The 20,165-nt window shown below is 57.1% G+C and carries 20 protein-coding genes, 1 tRNA gene and 1 riboswitch; of the genes, 12 read left to right on the top strand and 9 right to left on the bottom strand.

The features are described from left to right. Positions 1-176 precede the first annotated feature (176 nt). The 6 genes from HF320_RS01900 to HF320_RS01875 all read right to left on the bottom strand — a co-directional run bounded on the left by HF320_RS01900 (position 177) and on the right by HF320_RS01875 (position 4,590). Positions 177-725, bottom strand: a complete 549-nt coding sequence (locus tag HF320_RS01900) for a YcxB family protein (RefSeq protein WP_075844494.1) — start codon at positions 723-725, stop codon at positions 177-179. 66 nt (positions 726-791) lie between these two features. Further along, on the bottom strand, positions 792-1,463 hold the full coding sequence (locus HF320_RS01895; RefSeq protein ID WP_169276817.1) for a class II aldolase/adducin family protein: 672 nt from the start codon (positions 1,461-1,463) through the stop codon (positions 792-794). Positions 1,464-1,561: 98 nt separating this feature from the next. Continuing rightward, the gene (locus HF320_RS01890) at positions 1,562-2,983 is read right to left on the bottom strand and encodes a PTS transporter subunit IIC (protein WP_211158912.1); all 1,422 of its coding nucleotides are present in this window, start codon (positions 2,981-2,983) and stop codon (positions 1,562-1,564) included. Between the two features lie 52 nt (positions 2,984-3,035). Beyond that, on the bottom strand, positions 3,036-3,338 hold the full coding sequence (locus HF320_RS01885) for a PTS sugar transporter subunit IIB (protein ID WP_022386170.1): 303 nt from the start codon (positions 3,336-3,338) through the stop codon (positions 3,036-3,038). 56 nt (positions 3,339-3,394) lie between these two features. Next, positions 3,395-3,853 carry a PTS sugar transporter subunit IIA gene (locus tag HF320_RS01880; RefSeq protein ID WP_022386171.1) on the bottom strand — a complete coding sequence of 153 codons (459 nt, stop codon included), beginning with the start codon at positions 3,851-3,853 and terminating at the stop codon, positions 3,395-3,397. 17 nt (positions 3,854-3,870) lie between these two features. Continuing rightward, a complete protein-coding gene (locus HF320_RS01875; RefSeq protein ID WP_211158911.1) occupies positions 3,871-4,590 on the bottom strand; it encodes a class II aldolase/adducin family protein in 720 nt (239 codons plus the stop codon). Between the two features lie 233 nt (positions 4,591-4,823). Here HF320_RS01875 and HF320_RS01870 point away from each other — a divergent pair, with 233 nt between their 5' ends. The 9 genes from HF320_RS01870 to HF320_RS01830 all read left to right on the top strand — a co-directional run bounded on the left by HF320_RS01870 (position 4,824) and on the right by HF320_RS01830 (position 13,946). Continuing rightward, a complete protein-coding gene (locus HF320_RS01870) occupies positions 4,824-5,615 on the top strand; it encodes a DeoR/GlpR family DNA-binding transcription regulator (protein ID WP_022386173.1) in 792 nt (263 codons plus the stop codon). Positions 5,616-5,871: 256 nt separating this feature from the next. After that, positions 5,872-7,317, top strand: a complete 1,446-nt coding sequence (locus HF320_RS01865) for an NAD(P)/FAD-dependent oxidoreductase (RefSeq protein WP_169276816.1) — start codon at positions 5,872-5,874, stop codon at positions 7,315-7,317. Next, a complete protein-coding gene (locus HF320_RS01860; RefSeq protein WP_169276815.1) occupies positions 7,318-8,595 on the top strand; it encodes an NAD(P)/FAD-dependent oxidoreductase in 1,278 nt (425 codons plus the stop codon). After that, positions 8,588-8,965 (top strand): DUF1667 domain-containing protein, encoded by a 378-nt coding sequence (locus HF320_RS01855; protein ID WP_169276814.1) that lies wholly within the window; start codon positions 8,588-8,590, stop codon positions 8,963-8,965. Before HF320_RS01860 ends, HF320_RS01855 begins: the two co-directional genes overlap by 8 nt. 646 nt (positions 8,966-9,611) lie before the next feature. After that, positions 9,612-9,805: riboswitch (FMN riboswitch) on the top strand. 5 nt (positions 9,806-9,810) lie between these two features. Then, positions 9,811-10,398 carry an ECF transporter S component gene (locus HF320_RS01850; protein WP_169276813.1) on the top strand — a complete coding sequence of 196 codons (588 nt, stop codon included), beginning with the start codon at positions 9,811-9,813 and terminating at the stop codon, positions 10,396-10,398. Further along, the gene (locus tag HF320_RS01845; RefSeq protein ID WP_169276812.1) at positions 10,398-12,206 is read left to right on the top strand and encodes an energy-coupling factor transporter ATPase; all 1,809 of its coding nucleotides are present in this window, start codon (positions 10,398-10,400) and stop codon (positions 12,204-12,206) included. The genes HF320_RS01850 and HF320_RS01845 overlap by 1 nt, the downstream gene beginning before the upstream one ends. Continuing rightward, entirely contained in the window at positions 12,206-13,003 is a 798-nt protein-coding gene (locus tag HF320_RS01840) for an energy-coupling factor transporter transmembrane component T family protein (RefSeq protein ID WP_169276811.1), read from the top strand. The genes HF320_RS01845 and HF320_RS01840 overlap by 1 nt, the downstream gene beginning before the upstream one ends. 15 nt (positions 13,004-13,018) lie before the next feature. Beyond that, positions 13,019-13,447, top strand: coding sequence for a pyridoxamine 5'-phosphate oxidase family protein (locus HF320_RS01835; protein ID WP_169276810.1), 429 nt, complete (start codon positions 13,019-13,021; stop codon positions 13,445-13,447). A gap of 67 nt (positions 13,448-13,514) precedes the next feature. After that, the gene (locus HF320_RS01830; RefSeq protein WP_169276809.1) at positions 13,515-13,946 is read left to right on the top strand and encodes a pyridoxamine 5'-phosphate oxidase family protein; all 432 of its coding nucleotides are present in this window, start codon (positions 13,515-13,517) and stop codon (positions 13,944-13,946) included. 202 nt (positions 13,947-14,148) lie between these two features. Here the strand turns inward: HF320_RS01830 and HF320_RS01825 are convergent, their stop codons facing one another. Then, positions 14,149-15,237 carry a glycerol dehydrogenase gene (locus HF320_RS01825; RefSeq protein WP_169276808.1) on the bottom strand — a complete coding sequence of 363 codons (1,089 nt, stop codon included), beginning with the start codon at positions 15,235-15,237 and terminating at the stop codon, positions 14,149-14,151. Between the two features lie 83 nt (positions 15,238-15,320). Continuing rightward, the gene (locus tag HF320_RS01820) at positions 15,321-16,544 is read right to left on the bottom strand and encodes an iron-containing alcohol dehydrogenase (protein ID WP_169276807.1); all 1,224 of its coding nucleotides are present in this window, start codon (positions 16,542-16,544) and stop codon (positions 15,321-15,323) included. A 372-nt stretch (positions 16,545-16,916) separates the two neighbouring features. On the opposite strand from HF320_RS01820, the gene HF320_RS01815 reads away from it, so the two are divergent. Further along, entirely contained in the window at positions 16,917-17,999 is a 1,083-nt protein-coding gene (locus HF320_RS01815) for a SirB1 family protein (protein ID WP_169276806.1), read from the top strand. Next, the gene (locus tag HF320_RS01810) at positions 17,999-19,018 is read left to right on the top strand and encodes a hypothetical protein (RefSeq protein WP_169276805.1); all 1,020 of its coding nucleotides are present in this window, start codon (positions 17,999-18,001) and stop codon (positions 19,016-19,018) included. The genes HF320_RS01815 and HF320_RS01810 overlap by 1 nt, the downstream gene beginning before the upstream one ends. 112 nt (positions 19,019-19,130) lie before the next feature. On the opposite strand, the gene HF320_RS01805 is transcribed toward HF320_RS01810, so the two are convergent. After that, positions 19,131-19,673, bottom strand: a complete 543-nt coding sequence (locus HF320_RS01805; protein WP_169276804.1) for a biotin transporter BioY — start codon at positions 19,671-19,673, stop codon at positions 19,131-19,133. Between the two features lie 154 nt (positions 19,674-19,827). Here HF320_RS01805 and HF320_RS01800 point away from each other — a divergent pair. Next, a tRNA-Glu gene (locus HF320_RS01800) sits at positions 19,828-19,904 on the top strand. Positions 19,905-20,165 lie beyond the last annotated feature (261 nt).

Raw genomic sequence — 20,165 nt, 5'->3', positions numbered from 1 at the left:
TTTATCCGACGCACTGTTTGTTTCTACGCAAAAAGGCCCCGCCGGTGGGGACCGACGGGGCCAGGCTCAAGACGCCGTCCAAAATCTTCCTATCAGAGGGAGAATAATGACGGGTTTGATTTTGAACGGCAGAGTTGACGAATAACAATGCCGCAACGCGCTATGCGCGCAACAGGCTATGCCGCAGCAACCTGTCCAATACGACGCAGATGGAAACCGCGACCAAGGTTGTGACGCATGACGGCGCGAATCTTAGGCAGCTCATCTGCGGCCACAGCGCTCTTGGGCAAAAGCACCATAAGATTGGCATCGCGATAGATAATGAAGAACTCCGCAAGCTCAAAGACTGCCGAAACCTGACGCCACTCGATCTTCTCGGAGTCGGCACCACCGGCAACCTTGAACTTAAGCCAGTCTTCGTTAATAGACACCGAGCGCACGGCATCGGCCAAAGGCGACTTCTTGTAGTCGCGATAGCTATGCTCGCAGGAGAACAGCAACAACGGAACCGCAGCGATGATAACGATGTAGCACAGCTGCATCACGCTTGTCATCTCAACATGAAAGACGAGATTTGCCAGCAGCATCCCCACTCCCATCACCGCCATAGCGGCGATGATGACCGATTGAATGCGCTGCTTGCCAAACGTGTTGAAATACAGGGCACGTCGAAACATCTGAGGTTCGACCTTAAACGTGTAGGTATAAGTAGGCGATGCTGCCATGATGTTCTCCCTCGGTTATTGCCTTTACATCGCGCGATAGCGTCCCCACACTGCCGCGCGCCAATCTTAGTACTGGCCGTACTTGGTCTTCACGAACTCCTGCATGGCAGAAACGTTCTCGGCCGCGATCGGCACGTACGTGCCGCCGGTTGCGCGAATGCGCCAGTAGATCTCTGCGACCATCTCGACAACTGTGGAAACCTTGAAGGCGGCGTCCATATCGGCGCCGATGCACACGAGGCCGTGGCTGCGAAGCATGCAAGCATTCGCCTTGTCACCAATGGTCTTCATGGCCTCATCGGCCAGAGCCTGAGTGCCCGGCAGCTGGTACTCGCAGCAACGCACCGTATCGCCCAGAGCCTGAGCGGCCTCGTCATGGATATCGATGGGGATATCCTCGCCCATCGAGGAGAAGACCGTCGAGAAGATAGGATGCGTGTGAATGCAAGCGCAAGCCTCAGGACGAGCGTTAAACATGCCGATATGCAGATGGAGCTCGATGGAGGGACGACGATCGCCTTCGATATGATTGCCATCCAGATCGTAGACGCAAATATCGTCCTCGGTGATGGTGGTGTAGTCCATGCCGCTCGGCGTAATGTAGACAAGACCCGTCTCGCGATCGCAATAGCTCACGTTGCCCCATGTGGCCACGGTAAGACCGCTCTCAAGCATGCGCAGGCCAGACTCTTTTACAAGCGTCTTGTACTCGACTTTAACATCGGCAGCGGTTGCCATATGTTGTCCTCTCTCTAACATTAGTGGTTTAAAAAAGCGGGCCGGCGATTATGTCCGGCCCGCCGCAAGAGCATTGCTACTTCAGCAAGCAGGCTGAATTAGGCAGCAGTCTCGACCTTCTTGGTCGTGTGGTTCAAAGCGCTGTTCTCGATGAACTCGTGAATAGCAGTCATGTTCTTGTGAACCAGGACGTAGCAGATGACGTAGACCACGACAACAGCACCGATGATGATCGGGTTCTGCGTCAGGAAGGCGAGGAAGATGATGGCGCCGACAGGCTGGCCAAGGATGACGAGCGAGGTAACCATCGTGGCGCCCTGCAGGTCGATGCCCGTGGAGATAGCGACATCGGTGAAGGCAGGACCGGTGAGGGTGCAGAAGTACAGGTTGGCGATCATGAAGATCAGGCCGCCAATGAAGGACTTCAGGATGTTGCCGTTAGAGCAAGCGATGAAGGGCTGGATGATGTAGGGGATGGCGACGAGGTCGAGCATGGGCAGAACCAGGTTGCCAGGAAGGATGAAGGACACAACGAGCGTGGTGGGCATCAGGAGGATGCCGGTGATGAGGGTTGCAGCCTCGCCATAGCCGGTAGCGTCGTTGACGGCCAGGTACCACTCGCGGTCAGCGTGACCAGCGGCCTTCATCTTCTTCTTGCCGGCCTCGGTGATCGGCGAGAAGGAACCAGCGAAGATGCCGGAGACCTTGGGGAAGACAGCCATGACGGCGGCGGTTGCGATGCCGCAAGTCGTGATCTCGCCCCAGGTAGCAAGCTCACCGAGCTTGTTGAAGTCACCGACGATACCGATGAACAGGCCGAGGAAGAGGCCGAGGGTCATGGGCTCACCGATGAAGCCGAGCTTCTTGCGCAGGACAGTGGGGTCGGCGTTGACCTTGTACAGGCCGAGCTTGTCGAGCAGCAGGTTCAGCGGCACGGCAAAGATGCCCACGGTAGCGGTGTGCAGGGAGGCAATGGTGCAGTTGGGATAACCATAGTAGTTAGACCAACGCTTGGCGATAACCTCGGTGCAAAGCAGGGTGTAGAGCTGTTGGACAACCATGCAAGCCATGGCGAGCCAGAAGTTGCCGGTCAAAACGAACAGGCAGGAGCCCCATGCGAAGTAGGAATAGTTGTTCCAAAGGTCGCCGGCCTGGAAGACCGTGGTGTAGTGCACAAGGTACAGGATAACCTGAAGAGCAATAGCGACCGCGATGTAGATCATGCCAACCTGATAAGAGTAAGCGATGATCGAGGTGGTCTGCCAGCCAAGGTCAACGATCGGCAGGTTAATGCCCACAGCGTTGATCATGTTGTCGATAATCGGCGACAGGATCGGGCTATAGGAGCCAATGACCAAAGAGAAGCCCTCAAGGCCAACGCCTGCAGACAGGGCCGAGAAGAAGGCCTTCTTGGGCTTAACGCCCATTGCCAAAGCAATAACAAAAATAAAAACAGGTACAAATACGGCAGCCTTAAATGTCGTGAAGAACATGTTCAAGGCGCTCAGGAATGCGTCCATGCCATCCCCTTTCGTGTAAGCAGCATTCGTAAATGCAAATCAGTGCGGGCAGTTACTTGCCGGCAGCATGAAGAGCCTCAAGGGCCTCCTCTTTGAACTCGTCCTCGCCGAGGCCGGTGATCAGGCCCATAGCGCTAAACGCGGGCACACCGTGGGTGTCGTCGCCGATAGGGCTCGAGTAAGCGATAAAGTCGTAGCTGCCACGGGTCAGATAGCCGTCGAGCTCGGAGGGGTTGCACTCGTCGGTGGTAACGTCGTAGCCCTCGTCCTCAAACATCTCGACAAGCTTGTTTGCGACCATGTGGGAGGTAACAACCCCCGAACCGCAAACAGAGAGGATACTAATCTCAGCCATCTTTCGTCCTTTCTCCCTTTCGATCGCCCACTTTCAGGCGCGACCATAATGACTTTCTATTCAGCGAGTGCCGGAGCGATGAGGTCAAACGCCTCTTCTGCGGTATCGGCTTCGCGAATATCCTTCAAAAGCTGCTGATTCTGGATGATTGCCATCATCTTTTGCAGCGTAGGAACCTGAGCTTTGGGATCCTTGATAGCGAGCATGAAAATCAGGCGAACGCTCAGCGGGCCATCCCCCATGCCGCCCATCATCTCGAACTCGACCGGCTCATCAAGAACGACGGCACCGATGGCGCTCTCGTTCACGTGGTCGCTGTCGCAGTGCGAGATAGCGATATCGAACTCGGACGCAGGAAGACCCGTTGGATAGACCGCCTCGCGGTCGATGATCGCCTGCGGGAAGCTTTCCTTGACGACGCCCAGATCAACAAACGTCTGTGCGATCGATCGAAGCGCTTCTTCCTGAGAGGCGTACTTCTGGTGAACCTGAACGAGCTCTTTCCTCAGAACCATGCGATTCTTCCTTATCCTTAGTTGCCCTGCGGGATCACGTCGGTCCCGTTGATTACCTCTGCGTTGCCCTTGGGCATCACAATGGGCGAAAGCCCCATGTTCTGACGAATGCCTGCAAGACCGTCTACCTGATCTTGAGAAAGACCACGCTCAGAACCGATTTGATTCACCACAAGGGTGACCTTGGCGTAGTTCTCGACCACTTCCATGCGCGCGAGCGCCTGCTCGAGATCGGAGCCCCAGGTAAGCACGCCGTGGTTGGAAAGCATGACCGCTGCGTAATCCTTAACAAACGGAGCGATGCTATCGGGAACATCGGTCGTACCGGGTTTTGCGTAGTGCGCAACGGGCACCACGCCAACTTGCAGCATCGCCTCAGAAAGAATCGGCTTGTCCAACGGCACTCCCGCGATTGCAAATGACGTTGCGTAGATGGGATGTGCGTGAACGACCGCGGTGACGTCGGGGTTTTCCCGATAGACGCGCAGATGCATCTTTACCTCGCTCGACGGGCCACGAAGGCCTTTCGAGATGACGTTGCCGTCGAGGTTCATGACAACCATCATGTCGGGATTCATATCGCCTTTCGAAACACCCGTAGGCGTAACGACGATGGTATCGGGAGAGATGCGCACGCTGATATTGCCGTCATTGGACACAACATAGCCCTGCTTATAAAGCACAGTACCGGCGTCCACAATGGCCTGACGAGCCTGCACCTCATTCATAAGACCCATTCCTTCAACTCCTCTCCATTGCTTAGTGTTGGTTCGTGTTGATTTGATTTGATTCTATGCTCCAATTCCACACTGTCAACATGTTCAAGTCTGATTGTTTTGCCATTCTTCCAAACGGTAGTAATTACAAGTTGAGTGGTAAAAGGCCATATAAAGGAAGTTCACCGTGGCATTTTGTTTTGTGCTTGCTATATTGATTAGCAAGCACTTAAATCAACATCGAGGTGAAACCGATGCTCGCCGCAGAACGTAAACAGCAGATCAAAGAAATCATCATCGCCAAAAAAAGCGCCTCTGTTGCTGCACTCGCCGAGCAATTCGGTGTAACCGGCGAAACGATTCGACGCGATCTTAAAGCCCTGGAAAAGGAGGGTGTGCTCATGCGCACCCACGGCGGAGCATTCATTCAAAGCGGTGTCGAAAACCTCATTGACATTGACCTGCGTAAAGCTGTCTATATTAACGAGAAGGAGCTTATCGCCAAGCGCTGCTGCAACCTTGTAAACAATGGCGATGCCATCTTCTTGGACAACTCGACCACCTGTTATCACATTGCCAAGGCCCTCAGCGACCTCAACATCACGGTAGTCACCAACAACCTAATGATCATGAACCTCTTTGCCCAAAGCGAGAACATTCGATTGGTGAGCGTTGGCGGTGAGTTTTCTATTAAAGAGCAGGCATTTTTTGGAACGATTGCGCAACGAGCCCTTGCCGAATACTACGTTGACAAGGCATTTATCTCGTGCCGAACCGTTTCCATCAACAACGGCATCACCGAGTCAACCGACCAGTGGGCGTCCATCCGCCACCTGATGATCGAACGCTCCGATAAGCAGTATCTCGTAGTCGACCATACTAAATTTGGCCAAACGTCCTTCGTGCGCATCTGCGATTTTGACGAAATCACCGCAGTTATCACCGACCGTCCCCTCGACGCCAAATGGCACGAGGCGCTGCGCAGCAAAGGCTGCAGCATCATCGACGACGACAGGGAGACAAGCACTCCAGAGCTTCTTGGATAACGACCGGCCCCTCTCTTCATTTTCACATTTTTCAAGCTCGAGGATATTCAACGCACCTACACATGGCGTTGAATATCCTTGTTTTTTATTGTTTCTCGCACATATATCTTCGATAGATCGTATTACCCCCCCCCGAAATCGCCTTCCATTTACCGAAGATAAACGGTTTTCCATTGCCATATTTTGATTTGTGTTGATTATTGTTGCTAGTGAGACAATATGTCCACATTCTCCCAAAGGGAACCTTGGAGGCCATATGATTGCATGCGATATCGCCATCATAGGTGGAGGCATCATAGGCTGTGCCATAGCGCGAGAACTATCGCGCTATTCGCCCCAGACGCTCGTTGTCGAAGCAGCCAATGACATTGCCTGCGGAACCACCAAAGCAAACGGAGGTCTTATCCACTCTGGATACGACCCCGCGCCTGGAACTATGAAAAGCAAGGTAAACGCGCGTGGCAATAAGCTCTACAGCGCTTGGTCAAAAGAGCTTGGCTTTGAGTTTATAAGAACCGGATCTATGGTGCTGGCCTTTACCCAAAGCGACTGTGCGCACTTGCAAACGCTACTCGAAAACGGTCAGGCGAACGGCGTGGACGGACTGGAAATCATCGGTCCCGAGCGGATCCATGAGCTCGAACCCCAGGCTTCACCCAATGCCATTCAGGCGCTCTATTGCCCCCATACAGGCATCGTTGACCCCTTTGATGTAGCCATCGCAGCTGCAGAAAACGCCGCTGCAAACGGCGTCGAGTTTTTGCTCAACGCCCCTGTCCGTAGCATCGAACAGCAAAATGACTCCTTTATCTTGCATACACCCAAGGGAGATATCTCCGCAAAATGGCTCATAAATGCAGCGGGATGCTACGCAGACACCATCTCCCACATGGCTGGCGGAGAGCATTTTGCAATCGACTGGCGCCAGGGCAATCTGCTGGTTCTCGACAAGAACGTCACGGCCAAGTCGATCATGCCCATCTATCCCGTTCCCACCCCCACAACAAAGGGTGTTGTCGTAATGGGAACGGTGCATGGCAATATTCTCATCGGATCCACCGCCATCATGCGCGAAAAGGGCGACCTCTCCTGCTACGCTGCAGATATTGAAGAGCTCATGGCGGGTGCCACAAAACTCGTGCCGTCTCTCGACGTTCGCTCATCTATTCGCCAATTCGCTGGCGGCCGCGCCGTCATCACCGATACAAACGATTTCTTCATTGGTCAATCCAAACTGCAGCACCGCCTGTTCCAAGCAGCGGGCATCCAGTCTCCCGGCGTCGCCAGTGCCCCGGCCATCGCGGAATATATGGTCGAATGCCTTCGCAACGCAGGAGTTCCCCTGCCCCAAAACCCACATTTCAACCCCATTCGTCATGCACCGGAAGATTTCGACATTGCTTCCACCGAGCATCAAGACGAGCTCATCCAGGGCGATCCCGCATGGGGGCGCATTGTTTGCCGCTGCGAAACGGTCCCTGAAGCAGAAATCGTCGCCGCCATCCATCGTACGCCTGGCGCTACTTCTGTCGAGGGAGTCAAGCGCCGTTGCCGTGCTGGAATGGGCCGTTGCCAAAGCGGTTTTTGCCAAAGCCGCGTCGTGGACATTTTGTCCCGCGAGTTGGGTATAGCCCCTGCTAAGGTTCTCTTGGAGAACCCTGGCTCCGAAATAGTCCTCGGTCCCGTGAAGGGCGATGATTAAATGAACAAGATCACCTACGATGTCGTTGTTATCGGCGGTGGCCCCGCCGGTATGGCTGCAGCCCTCAAAGCGGCCGGCGCCGGCGCTTCTACCGCAATCGTCGAACGCAATGCTCAACTCGGTGGCATCCTGCGCCAGTGCATCCACCCCGGCTTTGGCCTCACCTATTTCAAAGAAGAGCTCACCGGTCCCGAGTATGCCCAGCGTTTCATCGACCGCGTAGAAGACTCCCCCATCAAGGTCTACCTGGGCTCCATGGTGCTCTCTGTTCACCATGACGACAAGTCTGGCACGTCAGACGTCGTCTTCATGAGCGAAACGGGCATGGTAACCCTCACTGCCCATGCGGTGGTCCTCGCCATGGGCTGCCGCGAGCGCACACGCTCCGAGATCAAAATCCCCGGCAGCCGTCCTGCCGGCGTCTTTACCGCGGGCCTCGCACAGCGCTACATCAACATCGAGAATCTCAAGCCCGGAAGTCGCTTTGTCATCCTGGGCTCTGGCGACATCGGCCTTATCATGGCGCGCCGCCTGGCGCTTGAGGGCTTTGAGGTCGAAGGCGTCTACGAGCTCATGCCCTATGCCAATGGCCTACACCGCAATGTCAAAAACTGCCTTGAGGATTTTGGCATCCCCCTGCATCTCTCCACCACGGTCACCCGTGTGATTGGCAAAAACCGCGTTGAAGCGGTGGAGGTTTCGCAAGTCGACGAGCAGTTGCATCCCATCGAGGGAACGCAGCGCACAATTCCCTGCGACGCGCTGTTGCTTTCTGTGGGCCTCATCCCCGAAAACGAGGTCTCAGCTGCGGCTGGCGTGAAGCTCAACCCACGCACGCGCGGCGCCGTTGTAGACGAATCGCTCGAAACCACCGTTCCGGGCATTTTCTCATGCGGCAACGTACTGCACGTACATGACCTTGCCGACAACGTGACGCGCGAGGCGGAGCGCGCGGGCGCTGCCGCAGCCGCATATGCTGCAGGCACGCTTGCCGCCACCAGCGAGAGTGTCCCCATCAATGCCGGAGGCATCGCCAGCTACGTGGTGCCGGCACGCCTCACGCGCGGGGAGACCGCAAAACTGTTCTTCCGCGTTCGCCGCCCCGTCAAGCGCGCGCACGTGCGCATCACCGTCGATGGCGCCACGGCACTCGAGGGCAAACCGCGCTCGTTTATCCCCAGCATCATGGAGTTCTTCCCGCTACCGGCAAAACTTGCTGCCGCGGCAAAAGAATCCATCGAGATCAGCGTTATCGAGGAGGACGATGGCCATGAGTAACTGCACGGTCAAAGACTTCTATTGCACGGTGTGCCCATCCGAATGCCACCTTACGGTAACGCTCGACGAAACCGGCTCCGTAGTTTCCGTCGCCGGCAACAGCTGCCCACGCGGCGAGCGTTTTGGGCGCCAGGAGGCAACGTGCCCCATGCGCGTCCTCGCCTCGACCGTACGCCTTGAGGGGGCACATACCGGCGAGCCCCTCATCCCCGTGCGCACGCGCGAAGCCATCCCCCTATCGCTGCAGGCACAAGCAATGGATGCCATTCGCAAAGCTCGCGTGACCGCTCCCGTCAAAATGGGCGATATCGTACTTGCGAACGTATGCGATACTGGAGTAGACGTGGTCGCCTCTTGCAGCGCCCGTTAATTCAAGATCTAGCCATCTGGCATGCGAGGGTCCCTTTTCACCCTTCTCTTCTCCCCTCGCCCCAGGTGCATGCGGACGCACCCGCGATTCCATACCCGGGCGCGTCCGCTTTCTTTTGTCGATCGCCCTCATTGGACTCGCCCTCATCGGCTGTCTTCCTTATAGGGACGCAGGCGCGATACGCCCCCTCCCCTCGATTGCCAAGGTCACGGGTACCCGCGCGGCGTGAAGGCTTTGTAGCAAAATGACGTCTAAACCACGGAATGCCGCCATGCACAACACAAACTTCCTGATTTCAGTACCAGTATTCGACTTTCTCAAGTAGACCGCCTTTTAAAGGCGCTATTTCCTGCTGTTTTTCCTCCTAGCAGAAGCCTCTACTTTAAAAAGTGCCAGACTGCTACTGAAATCAGAAACTTTGTTGCCAACTCGGCCTTTGCGGACGCAAAGCTTCCTACAAAGGAGCAAGGCCCCGCCACAAGACCCCGCCGCGGCTCAATCCCAAGCCTCCATTCCCTCAAAAGCGTGCTCGAAACATTTAAAAACGCCGCCGTTCACCTTATGTTATGCACCTTTTGGAAACTCCTGCCGCCCAAACGGAACGCAAACGGGTTGCCACGCGCACGGCCACGATGCTACGATGCAGTCGCTGTTTCAGGGCGGGGTGAAATTCCCCACTGGCGGTAAATCGGCCGGCGCAATCCCGCGTCGCGTCCCCGGCAGCGGTTGCCAGGTGCACATCCGATAAGCCCGCGAGCCTGGCTGGCATTGGGTTGCCTGCAGGCCGATCCGGTGAGAATCCGGTGCCAACGGTTAGAGTCCGGATAGAAGAGGCAGGTGATCTCATGTCTGAGCAGTCTACGCATATCCAATTTCAAAACACCAACAAGTGGGAGACCAAGCAATTGGTCACCATGGCACTCATGTGCGCCATCGGCGCGATCTTCATGTATGTGCAAATCCCCATTCTTCCCTCGGCTCCGTTTTTGAGCTATGACCCCTCGCTGGTGCCGGCCATGGTCTGCGGCTTTGCCTACGGTCCCGTATCGGGCCTTACCGTTGGCGTGCTCGCCGTGGTCATCCACGCGCTCACCACGGGCGACTGGGTCGGCGGTCTCATGAACATCGTGGCGGCGATCTTCTTTATCCTGCCCGCCGCGCTCACGTACAAGAAGCTCCACAGCTTCCGCGGCGCCGTGACCGGCCTTATCCTGGGCATCGTCTGCGCCACAGCAGCATCCATCGTCTCCAACCTCACCATCGGCGTGTGGTTCTGGTATCCCTCGATGGACTTCATCATGCCGCTCATCGGCCCGGCGATCATCCCCTTCAACCTCATCAAGACCGCGCTCAACTCCGTGCTGACGCTTGCAGTGTACAAGGCGATCTCGAACCTTATCACACCAGAAAAGCAGCAGGTTAAGGGCAAGTAATGATCTCGTGTAAAGACATTTCGTTTTCCTACGACGGCAAAGTCCCCACGCTCTCGAACGTCACGCTCGACATTGCCGACGGCGAATTTCTGTGCATCCTCGGCGGAAACGGCTCCGGTAAGTCAACCCTCGCCAAGCACCTGAACGCCTTGCTCGTGCCCGATAGCGGCAGCGTCGAAGTCGACGGCCTGAACACCTCCGACCCGCAGCTGGTCTACGACGTGCGCTCGCGTGTAGGCATGGTGTTTCAAAACCCCGACGATCAACTGGTCGCCACGCTCGTGGAAAACGATATTGCCTTTGGACCAGAAAACCTGGGCGTCCCCACAAGCGAACTTTCGCAGCGCGTGGCGGACGCCCTCGCAAGCGTGGGCCTCATGGGCTTTGAGCAGCACGAGACCCACGCTCTCTCGGGTGGACAAAAGCAACGCGTGGCCATTGCCGGCGCCCTTGCCATGCACCCCGAGGTGCTTATTTTGGACGAGGCGTCCTCGATGCTCGATCCGCGCGGCCGCCATGGTCTACTCAAGGTGTGCCAGGAGCTCAATCATGCGGGCATGACCATCGTGATGATCACCCATTTTATGGAGGAAGCGGCCCTTGCCGATCGCGTCGTGCTCCTCGATCGCGGACGTATCGCCTTGGAAGGCACGCCCGAAGAAATCCTCACCCGTGCCGACGAGTTGCACTCCCTCAATCTCGAGGAGCCCTTTGCTTGCCAGCTCGCGTTGGAGCTCAAAAGGCGCGGACTGGATATCACGCCCCATGTTGACGAAGAATCGGTTGTTACCGAGATTCGCGCCGCTATGGGACGTCATATCGAAACGTCCTTATGCGATAAAACCGCGGCGAGCGATGAGGCGCCGCAAAGCAGTGACACTGCCCCGCTCATCCAGTTTGAGCACGTGTATTACAGCTACGAAAAGTCCACCCGCGAGCGAGCGCGGCGCCGTAAGAAAAACGCGCCTGCAACGCAAGCCGCCGAATGGGGCAACGATCCCAATGCCGTTTGGGCCCTGCGCGACATCTCCTTTGATGTGCACGAAGGCGAAATGCTCGGCATCGCGGGCCACACCGGATCGGGCAAATCGACCATCATCCAGCACATGAACGGCCTTGTTCACCCCACGCAGGGGCGCGTGCTGCTCCAAGGTGCCAGCATGGCGGACAAGCACGTCAACGAGACGGCAAAGACCACTGTCGGCATGGTATTCCAATATCCGGAACATCAGCTCTTTGCCAACACCGTTTTTGAAGACGTTGCCTTTGGACCTCAAAACCTGGGCTTATCCGCCAATGAGGTCACCGAGCGCGTGCTCGAGGCCCTCCGACTCGTAGGCCTTGATGCCGATGAAGTTGCGCAGAAAAGTCCCTTTGAGCTCTCTGGCGGTCAGCAGCGTCGCTGCGCTTTTGCCGGCGTGCTCGCCATGCGCCCCCGCGTGCTGGTGCTCGACGAGCCTGTTGCCGGCCTCGACCCTGCCGCTCGTACAGAGTTTCTGCAGCTCATCGATGACCTTCATGCCCGCGGGCTCACCATCGTCATGGTGTCGCACAGCATGGAGGATATCGCCACCCACTGCGACCGCGTCCTCATTATGAACAAGGGCAGCATCGTCTCGCTTGGCACGCCGCGCGAGGTCTTTGCAAGCGACCGCGACCTCAAATCCATCGGCTTGGGCCTGCCCGCCCCACAGCATATGGCGCGCCTCCTGCGTGACGCCGGCATCCCCTTGCCCCATCGCCGCCTCTATTCCACCAAGACGCTTGCCAAAAGCATCGTCGCTCTTGCCGCCGGAGGTGTTGCGTAATGGAAGCCTTCTCCTTTGGCAGCTACTACGCCGGGCGCTCGTTTGTCCATCGCCTTGACCCTCGCACCAAGCTGCTTGCCGGTTTTGGCTTTTTGTTCATCGCCCTGGCCTCGCATACCTTCCCGGCGCTCGCCGTGCTCGCTATCGGCATTGGCATTTCGTATGCCTTGGCGCGCATTCCCGCGCACTACGCCGTGCGTTCCGTGGCGCCGCTCATGGTGCTTGTAGCATTCGTTGCCATCCTTACGCTCTTCACCGAGCAGAGCGGCCGAGTCCTTTTTCATCTGGGCTTTATTCAGATTAGCGAGGGCAGCATCTATTCTTGCTGCTTTATCGCATGTCGCATGTTTTTGATGATGTGCGGGATGAGCCTCGTCACCATGACTACAACCACACTCGACCTCACGCAGGCGGTCGAGAAGCTGCTCATGCCCCTTGCGCGCGTCGGTTTTCCGGCGCATGAGATTGGCATGATCTTAGGCATCGCCTTGCGCTTTATGCCCCAGTTTGCCACCGAGCTTTCCCAGACCTATCAAGCACAGGTAAGCCGAGGGGCAAAGGTGGCGAGCGGCCCCATTGGCAGCTTGAAGTTTCTTTCCTCTATCTCAATCCCGCTGTTTGCAAGTGTGTTTCGTCATGCAGAGACGCTTGCCTCGGCCATGGATGCACGTTGCCACCATGGAGAGGCGGGGCGAACGCGCCTGCACCCACTGCGCTTTTGTGCACATGACGTCGCAGCAGGCATCTTCATGCTCGCACTCATCCTTTGCGCCGCAGCCGTCATTATCCTGCTCTAACAAAAGGAGAGCCCTATGGACGATTCCTCGACCGCCTCCGGCATCGACACCGCACTCACGTACCTTACGTCTATCCCCGCCTGGTACCTTGCGACGAGCGTAGACAATCAGCCCCATGTGCGTCCCTTCTCGTTTGCCGCCAAGCAAGACGGGAAGCTCTGGTTTTGCACCGCAACCACCAAAGATGTTTGGCAAGAGCTGCTTCAAAACCCTCTGCTCGAGGCTACCGCCTGGTGGCCGGGGCACGGCTGGCTTATCCTGCGCGGCCGCGCCGGCATGGACGACTGCGTCTCCGACGAGATTCGCGAGGCAGGATGGAAACATCTCGAAAGTCTGGGCGAGCACTACGATGGCGCATGCGACCCCACGCTCGTCTTCTTTAGCCTCGAGGGCCCCAAAGCCTGGATCTGCAACCACGACGAATGGAAACCCCTCCCCCTCTAATGTGACAAAAAGTCGACAGGTTTAATTTGTCACATTCCGTCATTCACCGCAAAAAAAGGAGCCGTTCATGGACGAAATCGTCTCATATCTGCACCGCGTGCCCGCATGGTACCTCGCCACTATCGACGTTAATGACCCCACCCAGCCACGGGTGCGCCCGTTCTCATTTGCTATGGCAGACGCCGGGAAGCTTTGGTTTTGCACCTCGCGCGACAAGGATGTTTGGTTTGAGCTCGAAGCTCATCCCAAGTTCGAGCTCTCCGGCTGGAAACCCGGTGAGTGCTGGATCGTCCTTTCGGGCACGGCAAATCTAGCAGACGACGCCCAAGTGAGCGATGCCGTGCGCGAAGCAGGATTCAAGCATATGGTCGGCATCGGCGAGCACCACAGCAGCGCCAACGACGGACGTCTTGCCTTCTTTAGCGTCAAGGCAGGCACCGCACGCTTTTGCGACATCGATGGCAGCGAGCGCGTCGTCAAGCTCGACGACCTCGCATAAACCCAATTTCGCAATCAGCAACGCTCCAATGCAGCGGGCGCCCTCTCGTCTCCCAAACGGAATACGAGAGGGCGCCCGTAATTGATAGAACGTAAGATCCAAAAGTGCAGCACGCGATTATCCAAACAGGGACCGAAGCGCCCGGATGCCCACCGGATTCCCCACAAACAAGGGGCATCGCCTCAAGAACACCTCGCCATCCCTAGCTTGCCATACGAAGAAAACGTTCCAGGGCATCCTCATCCAGCGCATACGGCACGTTGCCGATATTCCTCGTGCACGAAAGCGCGCGCACGGCAACCGAATGCAAATCCTCCTTGGGCAAGGCCTCCAATCCCAGGTCTGCAAGGCACGTTGGCAAACCGGCAGCGTGGCAAAATGCCAGCGCGCGGGCTTCGTCATCCCCTAAAGGCTTGCCCGTCAACGCTGCAGCCGCTGCAAACTGCACCGACAAGCCATATGTCACGGCAAGACCATGCGCCACGCGCACGCCCTTAAGTGCAGCAATTCCATTGGCAACAGCATGTGCGAGCGACAGGCCGCCGCTTTCAAAGCCAATGCCCGAGCAAAGAATATTGCATTCGATCACACGCTCGACAGCAGAAGTGAGCTCTCCCGCTTCGACATCGGCCTTAGCCTGCAGGCCATCGGCCATAAGCACTTCAAAGCACGACCGAGCAAGTGCCGTCGCGGCAACGCCGGAAGCTCCCGCCAGTTCATTCTCGCCATCCGACTCCCTGCATGCCCGGGCCTCAAAATACGTAGCAAGCGCGTCGCCCATGCCTGCCACGAGCAAATGCGCCGGTGCATGCGCAATAACGGCCGAATCGACCACCACCAGGTCGGGCGTCCGATCGAGATGCAGGTACTTGTCAAAACTGCCGCCATCGTCGTAGAGCACCGAAAGTGCACTACATGGGGCATCGCTTGAAGCCACTGTGGGCGCCACGCAAAGAGAAAGTCCCGCATAGTGTGCCACGGCCTTTGCGATGTCGAGCATCTTGCCGCCGCCCATCCCCACAACGCAATCGCACTTGAGTTGCGCACAGGCACGAGCCAGACCCCGGCAAGCACGCTCGGAGCACGGGCCATCGTACACGCGAAACACCGGCTTCGAGACGCCTTCGCAAGCCGAAAAACTATCATCAACCGTCTGTCCAACGCGCCCATCGGTCCCAGGGTCAAGCACAATGAACGCACGACGGCCCAGACGCGCAACACAAGCGCCAAGATGCCCAAGCTCCCCCGGCCCTTGCACATACCGTCCCGGAGCCCCAAATACCACTGGCATGCTACCCCTCGCTTCCACAAAAAAGACCCCTGCACCACGATAGCGCAGGGGTCTCGTAATGGCTAAACACCTAGGATTTTATCTTAGAAATCGATATCGGTGTCGTAGTAGCAGGCCTTGAGGATCTTCTCGAAGTCGGCAGCCTTGGTCTCACGCGGGTTCTCGGGCGTGCAGGCATCGGTCTCGGCGTTCGCTGCGATCTCGGGCAGCTTGGCGAGGAACTCCTCCTCGGAAACCATCTGCGGGTTCTCGGCGTCGACCTTCACGCCACCGTTCGCGTAATCCTTGATGGACTGCGGGATGTTGAGCTGGTCGTTGAGGTCGCGAATCTTCTGGACGAGCGCGGCAATGAGCTCCTCGTTGGTCTCGCCGGGAAGGTGCAGGACCTCCTTGGCCACGTAAGCGTAACGCTCGGCAGCGCGCGGATCCTTGGAGTTCCACTGGATGACCTTGCCCAGATACATAGCGTTAGCAGCACCGTGGATGATGTGGCCGTTCTCAAAGGCAGCACCGGTCTTGTGAGCCATGGAGTGAACGATGCCGAGCAGGCCCGAAGAGAAGGCGATGCCGGCGATGCACTGAGCCTCATGCATGTGCTGACGGGCCTCATGGTCGCCAGCATAGGACTTGGGCAGCCACTCGACGATCTCGCGGATGCCATGGAGAGCATTGGCGTCGGTGAACATGGAAGCAAAGGTGGAAACGTAGGCCTCCATGCAGTGCGTCAGAGCGTCCATACCGGTGTGAGCGCAAAGCTTAGCAGGCATGGTGTAGGTGAGCTCCGGGTCGACGATGGCAACATCAGGGGTGATGTTGAAGTCGGCCAGCGGGTACTTGATGCCCTTGGCGTAGTCGGTGATGACGGAGAAGGCAGTAACCTCGGTAGCGGTACCGGAGGTAGAGGAGATGGCGCAGAAGTGAGCCTTCTGACGCAGCTCGGGGAAGCTGAACGGCTGGATGATGTTATCGAAGGACTCCTCGGGATACTCGTAGAAGACCCACATGGCCTTAGCGGCATCGATCGGGGAACCGCCGCCGATAGCTACGATCCAGTCGGGCTCGAAGTCGCGCATAGCGGCTGCGCCCTTCATGACGGTCTCGATGGAGGGGTCGGACTCGACGCCCTCGAAAAGCTGAACCTCCATGCCGGCCTCTTTGAGGTCGGCCTCAACGTCCTGCAAGAACCCGCCGCGACGCATAGAGCTGCCACCAGAAACGATGATGGCCTTCTTGCCCTTGAGGTTCTTCACCTCGTGGCGAGCGCCCTCACCGAAATACAGATCGCGCGGGTTAGTGAAACGTCCCATACCTTGCCTCCAAATCGACAAGCCCCTCTCGGCTTGTATTAATACGGAGCACCTAATTGGCTCCGCAAGGACCAAAAGCAGCGGCGAGCGCACCGGACGACGGTGCGCTCAAACGCTTTACCATAAGAGGATATTACCCCCATCTCATGGCCGGTTCCGCTTACGGTTAGGGTTTCGAAAGGACATTCGAAACAAATCCGCATCGCGTTCCGATGAGATTATAGGCTTTATGTCCGTTCATGCCTTTCGTTTTTCAGTAAACGTAAGTTTTTCTCGGCGTGTTGCACATCTCCATCTTGGGTACATAGCCCTTTGGCGCAGCGGCTTCGCTGCTCTATACTTTTGACCATTACACACGGAGAGGAGTGGCCCATGGCATTCGATCCCATTCAGGAGGACTGCCTGCGCCTCATCCTGGAACTTTTACGTCGAGAGCATATCTACCCGCTCGATAACGCCGCAGTTATCGAGCGCGGCATGACCCAATATCAACGAGACCCGGATGCGCTGGTCAAAACCGACCGCGACCGCTCGTTCCACCTGGTAGCAAAGGCAGCAGAACTCGCCGACTACCGGGTGCCGTTCCTCACCGACGAAGACCAGATCAACAAAGAGGATGATCGCGCCGAGGCCATTTTGCGCGAAGCGGTGGAGCTTGACCCCAAGAACTGGGACGCTCGTCGCATGCTTACGGCCATATGCGCAAATTCAAACGACGAGTACGTCTCCTATCTTTTGGATAACCGCGCGGCAGTTGAGCACGATATCGAAGAACTCGTTGAGTCTGCCGACAATCCCTATGACGAAGAATATGCTCAAGACCTGGGCAAACGCCCCTATCTTCGCTGGCTTGCCGCTCTTTCCTCCCGCGCTCTCATAGCGGGCCAGTACAAGCTTTCCCTCGACGCCGCGCGCGATCTTTTAGAGATCGCTCCCGATGACCCCGCCGATGTTCGCTACACCGCGATGCTCGCCCTTGCCAAGTTGGAGTGCGATATCGCCGATCTTAAAGCCTTTAAGGCCGAGCACCCTCGCGCGTTTGCCGCCTCCCCTATCCAGCCGCGTCGCCCGGATAGGTCTGAGCCGCGCCAGGACGCCTGGAGCCTGCTTGCTCAGATCAACGTTTTGTACCGAGCTTTTGACTTCGAAGGAGCGAGCCATGTGCTCCGCCTCCTTCTGCGCACCTATCCGCACACATCGCAGGCGCTGTTCTATCAGGCCGAGTTTCCCGACGGGCTGTACGCACGTGTAAACGTGATGCCCGGCAGCCAAGATGAGCTTATTCTCGCCATCAGCGAAGCGACCCCCTTGCTTCAGGAAGGCCTCGGAGCACCCGAAAACGCCGGCTTCGCCGTTTGGCTCGCCAATCACGAACTGGTGCAGTCGGCGCTTGATGAAGATGTAGCGCAGCTTTCCGCGATGGTAAACGCCGCCCGAAAGCGGGGTAACAACTAATGGATCCGCGCAAGTATATTCCGGCGTTTTTGCAGTATGAATATGAGCAGGAGCACCCAAACCTCACTCCAGCGGCAGAGGATTTGCTGCACGAACGCATAGAGCAAGATCCTGACTCCTATGCCACCTCCGCTCAAGCGCAGGCGCTCATTTCGTATGCGCGCGTTCGCGAGCAGCTCATTTACGGCATCGAGCACTTAGAAGAGCTTCCTGACGAGGAATTCGACAAGAAACGAGAGGCGCTTTTTAACGATATTCGCCTCTCGCTTTTCAAGATTATCGAAACCGATCATAGCTGTATCGACGCACAGCTACTGAACACCCTCTTGGCCGATGTCCCCCTCGACAACTGCTTGGGCGACATCATGCAACTTGAGAAGCAGGCGCGTGAGTATCTGAGCACAACAGTTGCCGATTTTGATGCAAATGCACCGCACTACTGGAACGAGTCGCTCTCCGAAGACGAGATGGCGCGCCGCACGCTTTCTTGCCCCATGATGATCGGTTGGCTCCATACGCTCGAAGCGCTCTCGACCGGCTGCTTGGGAAGCGCTCGCTATCGCGCCGCCATCACATATGCCAGGCGTGTCATGCGTGCGCGCGGATACGGCAATCGCGCCGTCGGCACCATTTTGCTGGCACAGGCTCGCCTTGAAGACGAGGATGCCTTTTTCGCCACGGTTCACGAGGGAGGCGAAGAGCTGGAGTCGTCTCCTTGGTATCTGCTGGGCCGAACGTTGCTGCTGTATAAGCTCGGTCGGCGCAAAAACGCCCGTCGCGCGGCTCGTGATTTTGCCCAACGCTGCGACGGCGGCGCGTTCTTCCTGCTCAATCCCACCTATCTCACGCCGTACCTGCCCACAAGGCCCGAGCCGCAAGAGCCCTGGAACCTTACGCACCAAGCGGTATGGGAAGCAGATAGCATCATCGTGGATACCCCCGATTTTCCCGCTTGGATTCAGTCAATCGAAGGCATGGAAGAGCTTTCCGAGGAGTTCGCTCGTCGTCAAGGATTCTAAGATCAAGCAGCTGCAGCTGTCATGCGCGGCGGCACATCACAATAGCCCCGGCAGGAAAAGGCGCGTATGCCACATCCTGCCGGGGTTATTTTTACGCTCTGCCTCTTTATGACTATGCGCGGGAAAGTGTCGAAGAAAGAGCCTTGTCTACAGCGCAACCCACGCCAGCACCGATGGCAAGCTTTGCAGCATCGGGCAAAATGAACGGCAAGACGGCCGCCGCCATGGCAGGCGCCACGCTCATCGAGCCGACGATCATGAGCTGAGCCGTTCCGCACGCATAGGAAATGACGAGCAAGGCAACATCGCCTGCGAGCACGCGAGCAAAGAGCGGCATGGTCTGGGGCAGCAGGCGAACCAGCGTCGTAGCGACGATCATGCCTACGAGGAAGCCCCACAAAAAGCCGCCAGTCGGGCCTACGAGGCGCATAACACCGCCCGAAAAACCGGAAAACACCGGCAGGCCGATGGCGCCCAAAAGCAGATACACCGCAACTGCGAGAATAGCCGTAGGCCTATCAAGAACGGCAGGGATGAGCGCCAGGGCCATGGTTTGCAAGGTAAAGGGAATGGGACCGAGGGGAACACTCACCCACGCGGAAACGGCCAAGAGTGCCACACACAGTCCGGCACGTGCAATCTGCTGAGTTTTCATTTGGGCTCCTTGATCTGAGCGGTCATTCGAACAAGCAAGGAGACAGTATATTCGCTGAAGGCACATCGCCTGAGAAGTTAACTGATTAACAATAAGAATTTACACGAAAGATAAGCTTTTCGTAGACGAGATATCTGGTATACTCAACTGCGCTGTCCCCATCGTCTAGCGGCCAAGGACGCCACCCTTTCAAGGTGGATATCGCGGGTTCGAATCCCGCTGGGGGCACCATTGAGTCTGAGAAGCCCGTTACCCTTCCGGTAGCGGGCTTTTTGCCGCCCATGAGCCGGGATTCGAACCCGGCAGGGTGCGGAGCTGGGGAAACGCGCAGCGTTTTCCAGCGCAGCACGCAAGGCGCGAGCGCTGCAATAACGTCGCAAAACTCGGCGCGAATCGCTTTTTACCCAATCGGCTCGCACCACCGTCCGCCTTTTGTCCCCATACAAAACCATCTCTTCAAAAGCCCCATGATAAAATCGGAGCAACAGACGC

Source organism: Collinsella acetigenes, assembly GCF_012844445.1.
Lineage (GTDB): Bacteria > Actinomycetota > Coriobacteriia > Coriobacteriales > Coriobacteriaceae > Collinsella > Collinsella acetigenes.
The sequence above is the reverse complement of the archived record's forward strand: the minus strand, read 5'-3'. Positions and strand labels throughout refer to the sequence as shown.